Consider the following 1201-nt stretch of genomic DNA (forward strand, 5'->3'; position numbering starts at 1 on the left):
TTCGTGAATCATGACGACAAACCAGCATCAAGGCAATTAATGGGTCCTGAGCCTAAGTCTTCGTCAACAGAGACTATGTTCAAGCAATTATGTTTGATTGAAGAGGGGTTTCAGCAGAAACGTGGAAAATATCTAAATTGATGAAGGTAAGTTTTTTAGTGTGGCTAGAACTGAAACGTATAACTCAACTGAGATGTCACTACAGAGGTGCTTGTTTTAGATTGCAGAGAGCGATTTGAGATGCTGATTGCGAAGTTATGGTTATCTTTGTTGGTTGCTAATGTGGCTTGAATGACTGGGTCATTACCTTTTGTATCAATTGATTTTTTTGCCGTAGCTGAAATTCCGTTTGAAGAATAAAAGCCTTTTGCATTGGATTTGATATGCCAATTACTGGTGCCAACTGACATCTCTAGCGACAAAGTCTCTGTGGGTTTAAGTGCAATTCCGATTGCAAGGTCATTTGAGTTGAATTGTGTGTCAGATGATCCAGTCAGGTCTAGATTGTTTCGCTTGCCAACAAGATTCGATGCTTTCAGGCTTCTTCTTGTAATTTGAGCTAAGCTAAATATTGCAAAGCCATCACGTTTGTAGAATTGATATTTACCGCCTAAACTGAGGTATGTGCCAGTGACTTTTCCATTAAAGGTTGCCCCTGAAAGTGAGGTTTTCTGATTATTGTTTTGGCCATAGCCCAATCGGCTAGATATTGTGAGTGATTGGTTGAAGGTCTTGTGGACCTGAACTCCCGCGACACCCAAAGCATACTTTGTTGATACGCCATCGATAACGATATTGCTCTCTGCCTGTTCATAAAGTGCAAATGGTTCAATCTTGTAGCCCTCTGACAAGGCTGATGTCGCGAACAAGGTTAAAATAAACAAATGGACTAGGAGGATGTGACTGCGGTTTATCAATTATTTGATCCTGTTTGTGCTGCGATTATATTAAAGTATTAAATAGATACTATTTTTATGGTATATTTCATTAGCTTAACATAGCATGGAAGTATCATAGGTAATTCAGGCATTGTTATGAAGCATTCAACAGCAGCATTTAACAAGCGTAATCTCGTTCTTGGGATGTCACCCTTGGCGCTTCTCACGCTATCAGCGTGTGGTGGGAGCAGCACGACGGGTGGCGGTTCAGGTGGCGGTGGGTATCAGTCGCTATCGTTCTCGGGCAATGTTGTTAAGGGGCC

General features: G+C 41.4%; 1 protein-coding gene. It reads right to left on the reverse strand.

All coding sequences use genetic code 11. The features are described 5' to 3' along the window. Window positions 1–164: 164 nt before the first annotated feature. Window positions 165–917, reverse strand: coding sequence for an outer membrane beta-barrel protein (locus PFRI_RS04375; RefSeq protein ID WP_072629524.1), 753 nt, complete (start codon window positions 915–917; stop codon window positions 165–167). Window positions 918–1201: the final 284 nt, after the last annotated feature.

Source organism: Planktotalea frisia (assembly GCF_001890925.1).
Taxonomy (GTDB): domain Bacteria; phylum Pseudomonadota; class Alphaproteobacteria; order Rhodobacterales; family Rhodobacteraceae; genus Planktotalea; species Planktotalea frisia.